Below are 6,968 nucleotides of genomic sequence, written 5' to 3' on the forward strand. Positions count from 1 at the left end.
AACGGTCGGTTTATGGAAGGAGAATGAAAGTGAAAGCTTTATTTAAAAACCGAGCATTTATGCTCGTTATGGTATCTGATATTTTACAACAATTTGCAATTTGGATTAGAAATATGGCTCTTTTATATTTCATAATGGAGCGGACAAATAATGATCCAGTTTCAGTGTCTCTATTATCTGTCATGGAGTATGCACCTATCTTTATTTTCTCGTTCATTGGTGGTGCATTAGCAGATCGTTGGAATCCGAAAAGAACAATGGTTGCTGGAGATGTGTTAAGTGTACTGTCTATTATAGGAATTGTCGTATTGTTAAAATTTGATTATTGGCAGGCTATATTTTTTGCAACACTCATTTCCGCGATTGTAGGGCAGTTTTCTCAGCCGTCATCGTCGCGTATATTTAAGCGCTATGTAAAGGAAGAAGAGGTAGCAAATGCGATTGCATTTAATCAAACATTACAGTCCTTATTTATGATTTTTGGGCCAGTTGTAGGATCAATTGTGTATACACAACTTGGCTTATTTACATCACTATATAGCTTAATCATTCTATTTTTGTTATCGGCTATCATCCTTTCATTTTTACCAAAATGGGTTGAACAAGAGCAAGTGGCAAGAGATTCATTAAAAAATGATATAAAAGAAGGATGGAAATACGTTCTTCACACGAAAAATTTACGTATGATTACGATCACTTTTACAATTATGGGTTTAGCTGTTGGATTAACGAATCCATTAGAAGTATTCCTTGTAATTGAACGTTTAGGCATGGAAAAAGAAGCTGTTCAATATTTAGCGGCAGCTGACGGAATAGGTATGTTAATCGGTGGTATTGTTGCTGCAGTTTTCGCTTCAAAAGTGAATCCGAAAAAGATGTTTGTATTCGGTATGAGTATATTAGCGATGTCATTTTTAGTAGAAGGGCTATCTACATCATTTTGGATTACTAGTTTCATGAGATTTGGAACAGGTATTTGTTTAGCTTGTGTTAATATCGTTGTCGGTACGCTTATGATTCAACTTGTACCAGAAAATATGGTTGGAAGAGTAAATGGGACGATTTTACCACTGTTTATGGGGGCAATGTTAATTGGAACTTCACTAGCTGGAGGATTAAAGGAACTAACTTCACTAGTTACTGTGTTTTGTATAGCGATGGCACTTATTTTATTAGCGATAGGGCCAGTTCTACGTATGCAAATAAAGAAAGAAGCTGTCGCTAATAAAGAGGAACTAACAAATTCGTTAGCTTCGAAATAACTATTTTAAGGGAGCAAAATTGCTCTCTTTTTTTTGAGGAACTTTTGACAACTATATGAGCCAATTATATACTGATGTTGTAAAAACGATTTTACAGGTTAGGAGCAATGGTGTGAAAAATCAAATCTATGAATTACGCACTGAAAATAATATTTCACAAGGCGCATTAGCTGATAAATGCAAGGTTTCTAGACAAACGATAAATGCAATTGAGAATAATAAATATGATCCAAGCTTAGCGTTAGCATTCCGTTTAGCTGAAGTATTAGGAACAACTGTTGATAAATTATTTTTGTACAAGCAGTAGAGTCGTTCATTATAAGGCGCACCGTTAAAAATAAAAAAGATCCTCTTCTTATGAGAAGAGGATCTTTTCTTATAGCGTTTTAGTCTTTGGACTAGGTGGTGTAACGGATGTATTATTTTCTGGAACTCTAGTGAGTAAGAATCCACCGATAATAAACAATACAATAATACTAAGAACACCAGCGTTTGTTTTTCCTGTTAATTGCGTTGTAACACCGACTAATACCGGGCCCATAATTGCGGCGAACTTACCAAAGATATTATAAAATCCGAAGAACTCATTAGCAGATTCTTTTGGTACTAGTTTTGCAAAGTATGAACGACTTAGTGCTTGAATACCACCTTGAGATGTAGCAACTAACATTGCTAAAATCCAAAAATCAAGTGTCGTTTTTAAAAAATAAGCATATGTGCAAATAATGATATAAATAATGATACCGACATATAACATTTTTTTACCAGTAAATGTTTCAGATAGTTTTCCATATAGTAACGCAAATGGACAAGCGACAATTTGTGTTACAAATAATATGATTAATAGATTCGTTGCACTAATACCGAGATCGGTTCCGTAAGCTGTAGACATAGTAATAATTGTATCGACTCCGTCAATATAGAAAAAGTAAGCAATTAGAAACATAAATACAGTTTTATATTCTTTAATATTTTTAAAAGTATCAGCAAGACGTTTGAAGCTCATTTTAATAGGTCTTGGATGACGCTCAATATAGTGTGTTTGCTCTACGTTTTTAAGCATTGGAATTGTAAATAACCCCCACCAAAGAGCAGTTATCGCGAATGAAATTTGACTAGCAATGCCAACTGATAAAGGGATAGTTCCTTTTTGAGCAAGAATAATAAGAGCGATACAACCGATAAAAGGAATAGTACTCCCAATATAGCCTAAAGCGAAACCTCTTGTAGAAATTCGATCCATTCTATCTTCAGAAGTGACATCTACTAAAAATGCATCATAAAAAATGTTTGCCCCAGCAAAACCAACTAATGCGAGCATATAGCATCCTAATAATAAGTACCATTGAGATGTTGGAACGACTGCTAACATACTTGTAAATACGATACCAAGTCCAAAGAAGAATGTGAAAAATCGTTTTTTAAATCCTTTATAATCAGCAACTGTGCCGAGAATAGGAGCAAGTATAGAAATTAAAAGTGTAGCAAACGAGTTTGCATATCCCCAATATGCTGTTGAAGTTGCACCAGATAGCCCGGCTTCTTTTGCAGCTGCTTTAAAGTAAATTGGAAATAATGCAGTTGTAATGACGAGCGAATATACCGAGTTCGCCCAATCGTATAATATCCAGCTTTTTTCTTGTCTGGACATTTTTTTCATATAGTGTTCCTCCTTAAATTTGTTCTACTAACAGTGTACAAAAATAAAAATTATAAAAAGAGAAACAGTGATGATTTTTACAGAACTTTTACATATATACACAGTTCTTTACAATTGGAGTAAATCCTCTACAATTGATCCGTCTGTTTCGCCTAAGTGTAAACCGAGTAGTCTAGCGATAGTTGGACCTTCATCAATAAGTCTCATATACGGGACGGTAACGCCGGTTTTTATTCCTTTTCCAGCAGCGATAAAAATTGTTTCATAGTTAGGTTTTGTTGGAGAGTATCCATGCGTACCAAATGTATATTTTTTACTAGGCGTAACATCTTTTTCAGTAATTTCTTTTATAAAATCTCCTGTATAGTTTTCAGTGAAATAATACCCCTCTTGCGCTTCTAACATAAATAAACAATTACCATCTGCACCGCAGTCTTTCGCAGCTTCATCATGAAGTATAAATTCAATTCCATTCTGTTTATTTTGCAGCAGTTCTTCAAGGAGTAGTTGTACTTCTCGAATTGTATCCGTATCATTTTTGTCTTTCACATATACATAGGCAGACCCGTCGCAACTTTGACAATAGGCCTTCCAATCTACTAATAGCCCTTTTTTATTTATAGATACGAGGCCTTTTTGTTGGAATAGCACATTTAATTGAATTGCTTTGTTTTCACTTAAAGCGCTATGGTCACCAAGAGCGATAATTGTACTCTCTTCGTATAGGTCACTGTCTTTTAAAGTTTGAATAATTTTCCCTAGCCGCTCATCATGTCTATGAATTGCAGCTATTGTTTCGTTAGATTCAAAGCCATGATAATGTCTTTGCGTGTCTAAATCAGTGAAATGTACGAACATAACATTAGGCTTTTTCGTCTGAATGGTGTGTACAGCAGAGGCGAGGACGAAATCATCCAGCTCTGGTTGTGATAAACCATTTCTTATATGGCCGAAACGACGATTTAAATCTAATTGGTATAGTGGGCTACCGCTAAATAAGGAAACTAACACTTGATTTTGCCACGGTCTATTGGGGAAAATTTCTGGTAAATTGTAATCAATGTTTGCTCTCCCAGTAACAGGCCATAGAAGGGCAGCTGTCGTTAAATTTGCTTTACGCGCTTCATCATACAATGTTGTTCCTTTTATCGATTTTCGGTACCAATGCCAATCAGGTGATTCACGTCCTGGTTGAAGTAACGTATTACTAACAACACCGTGCTTGTTAGGGTAATTACCGGTTACGATTGTTGAGTGGCTTGGATATGTTACAGAAGGATAAATTGGTTCTACTTTTTCGACAACCGTGCCCTTTTTTATTAGAGATTGGAAATGAGGTAGTTTTTGTAGTATAGGAAAATCTAAAGCTGATAAACAGTCGAATGATAAAATAATGACACGATTCGTTAATGCTTTATCCATAAAGTAATCCTCCTAATTATATAAAACCTATTCTTATATATTACTATTAATACCTAGTAATAAAAATATGTTTTCGAATAAAATTTATTGTTTATTTTCAGAAAAATTAAACATATAATAAGTATAAGGGAATCTACGGACGGAGGGAATAGTATGGACTGGTTAGATGGATTCGGTATATTTTACATCATTGGTGGCATCACAATTCTCCTTGTATTTGCTATTTCATATTTACTAAAGAAACGTTTTCCAGACAAACAGTTTGATATTATATTTGCACTGATTGTAATACTTCTTTGCTTAGCATCATTTCCTGTTACCATGATGGTTATTGGTGGGTGGGAAGGAATGGGATATGGATTTATTGGTTTCTTCGTTCTACTAGGTACACTTATTGGTATGATTGCACATCAACTTGTAAAAATCTCTCGAAAAAGCTACGTATAAAACTGTAAAAAATGAAAAGAATATATAATAATAAGAAAATTAGCTATTGTTTTAAAAAAGAATTTGTATTATGATAATCAACAAATTTATTTCGTTATAACGATGAAAAAGGACTAGTACATATTCAACCTTTTTAGCAGAGAGAGAATCCGCCAGGCTGAAAGATTCTTAAAAAGGCAATATGGAACCTGCCTTTGAGTTCTGCATATGCAGCGGGAATTTCCCGTTATCAAAAAGAGAGCATGCGCAATTTTTGTGCATGAATCAGGGTGGTAACGCCGGCAAAGCTCGGTCCCTATTTAGGGACGCGGGCTTTTTTGTATTTTCTAGAAGGAGGAAGACTGACTATGGCAAAAGAACAAGTGCAAGCCATTACGAAGATGGAAGAGGACTTTGCGCAGTGGTATACCGATATTGTAAAAAAAGCCGAACTTGTTGATTATTCAAGTGTAAAAGGGTGCATGATTTTACGTCCGTATGGTTATGCCTTATGGGAGAATATGCAGAAGGTGATGGATGAGAAGTTAAAAGAAACTGGCCATGAAAATGTATATATGCCAATGTTTATCCCAGAGAGTTTATTGCAAAAAGAGAAGGATCATGTTGAAGGATTTGCTCCTGAAGTAGCATGGGTTACGCATGGCGGGGATGAAAAGTTAGCGGAAAGACTTTGTGTACGTCCTACATCTGAAACTTTATTCTGTGAGCACTTTTCAAAAATTGTGCAATCCTATAATGATTTGCCAAAGTTATATAATCAGTGGTGTTCAGTAGTTCGTTGGGAGAAGACAACTAGACCATTCCTTCGTACGACTGAATTTTTATGGCAAGAGGGTCATACAATCCATGAAACGGCAGAAGAATCGCAGGCTGAAACATTAAATATTTTAAACTTATATGCTTCTTTCTGTGAGGATTATTTAGCGATACCAGTTATTAAAGGACAAAAAACAGAAAAAGAGAAGTTTGCTGGAGCAAAGGAAACTTATACAATTGAAAGTTTAATGCATGATGGAAAAGCGCTTCAAACAGGAACCTCTCATAACTTTGGGACGAATTTCTCAGAAGCATTTGATATTAAGTTTTTAGATCGTAACGGTAAATGGCAATATGTGCACCAAACATCTTGGGGTGTATCAACAAGAATGATAGGCGGGCTAATAATGGTTCATAGCGATAATAATGGACTTGTAATGCCACCAAAAGTCGCTCCAGTGCAAGTTGTTATTGTACCAATTGCTCAGCATAAAGAAGGAGTTTTAGCAAAAGCAACAGAGTTACAAGGACATATTCAAAAGGTTGCACGAGTAAAAATAGATGCTAGTAATAAAACGCCTGGTTGGAAATTTAATGAGTATGAAATGAAGGGTATTCCAATTCGATTAGAAGTTGGCCCTAAAGATATTGAAAAGAATCAAGTTGTACTTGTAAGAAGAGATACGAAGGAAAAAGAGTTTGTACCGATGGATCAATTAGAAGAACGTATTCCAGCATTACTTGAAGAAATTCATAGTTCTTTATTTAATAAAGCAAAAGCATTTCGCGATGAGAATACGTATGCTGTGACAAATTTCGAAGAGATGAAAAAAGTAGCTGACGAAAAGCAAGGCTTTATTAAAGCAATGTGGTGCGGGGAATTGGCTTGTGAAGAGAAACTAAAAGAAGAAGTGGGAGTATCTTCACGTTGTATGCCTTTTGAGCAAGAGCATTTAGCTGAAGAATGTATTTGTTGTGGTAAAGAAGCTAAACGAATGGTGTATTGGGGAAAAGCGTATTAATACTCTTTTGATAGGTGATAAAAAGGACTTTAGGCTGCATAATAAAATGCAATCCAAAGCCCTTTTTAGTTTTATACAGTATTTCATGTATTCTTTAGATGGAAGGATGTTGTTCTTATTTTACGTTTTTACGACGAATAAACAGTAACATACCAATTAGGAATGTTGAAAGACCCATTAAAATAGATATAGGGTAATGCGTTGCAGTATTAGGTAATTTATCACCTTGTTTTTTTGTATTATCTTTTACATTACCACCTTGAGAACCGTTGTCCTTCTGAGAATTGCTATCGCCTTTAACACGATTGCCACCTTGAGAGCCGTTGCCACCAGAGCCATTGCCACCAGAGCCATTGCCACCAGAGCCATTGCCACCAGAGCCATTGCCACCTTGAGAGC

General features: G+C 35.4%; 7 protein-coding genes and 1 other annotated feature. Of the genes, 4 read left to right on the plus strand and 3 right to left on the minus strand.

The window, feature by feature from the left end; genetic code table 11:
- Positions 1 to 29: 29 nt before the first annotated feature.
- Both MR170_RS20735 and MR170_RS20740 read left to right on the plus strand, forming a co-directional pair.
- A complete protein-coding gene (locus MR170_RS20735; RefSeq protein WP_242309087.1) occupies positions 30 to 1,262 on the plus strand; it encodes an MFS transporter in 1,233 nt (410 codons plus the stop codon).
- 55 nt (positions 1,263 to 1,317) lie between these two features.
- Complete coding sequence (locus MR170_RS20740; protein WP_002023181.1) at positions 1,318 to 1,569, plus strand: helix-turn-helix transcriptional regulator; 252 nt, start codon at positions 1,318 to 1,320, stop codon at positions 1,567 to 1,569.
- A gap of 69 nt (positions 1,570 to 1,638) precedes the next feature.
- Here MR170_RS20740 and MR170_RS20745 read toward each other — a convergent pair whose 3' ends face one another.
- Together MR170_RS20745 and MR170_RS20750 are read right to left on the minus strand one after the other, a co-directional pair.
- On the minus strand, positions 1,639 to 2,922 hold the full coding sequence (locus tag MR170_RS20745) for an MFS transporter (RefSeq protein WP_000738820.1): 1,284 nt from the start codon (positions 2,920 to 2,922) through the stop codon (positions 1,639 to 1,641).
- A 108-nt stretch (positions 2,923 to 3,030) separates the two neighbouring features.
- Positions 3,031 to 4,344 carry an alkaline phosphatase family protein gene (locus MR170_RS20750; RefSeq protein WP_000356442.1) on the minus strand — a complete coding sequence of 438 codons (1,314 nt, stop codon included), beginning with the start codon at positions 4,342 to 4,344 and terminating at the stop codon, positions 3,031 to 3,033.
- A 153-nt stretch (positions 4,345 to 4,497) separates the two neighbouring features.
- Here MR170_RS20750 and MR170_RS20755 point away from each other — a divergent pair, with 153 nt between their 5' ends.
- Together MR170_RS20755 and proS are read left to right on the plus strand one after the other, a co-directional pair.
- A complete protein-coding gene (locus tag MR170_RS20755) occupies positions 4,498 to 4,791 on the plus strand; it encodes a YesK-like family protein (protein WP_000383860.1) in 294 nt (97 codons plus the stop codon).
- Between the two features lie 93 nt (positions 4,792 to 4,884).
- Positions 4,885 to 5,091 (plus strand) — a binding site (T-box leader).
- A gap of 47 nt (positions 5,092 to 5,138) precedes the next feature.
- Positions 5,139 to 6,569 (plus strand): proline--tRNA ligase, encoded by a 1,431-nt coding sequence (gene proS, locus MR170_RS20760; protein ID WP_242309088.1) that lies wholly within the window; start codon positions 5,139 to 5,141, stop codon positions 6,567 to 6,569.
- A gap of 115 nt (positions 6,570 to 6,684) precedes the next feature.
- On the opposite strand, the gene MR170_RS20765 is transcribed toward proS, so the two are convergent.
- On the minus strand, positions 6,685 to 6,968 hold a 284-nt coding region (locus tag MR170_RS20765), incomplete at its 5' end, for an LPXTG cell wall anchor domain-containing protein (protein ID WP_242309090.1).

This window comes from Bacillus cereus group sp. BfR-BA-01524 (assembly GCF_022662595.1).
GTDB classification, from domain to species: domain Bacteria; phylum Bacillota; class Bacilli; order Bacillales; family Bacillaceae_G; genus Bacillus_A; species Bacillus_A thuringiensis_S.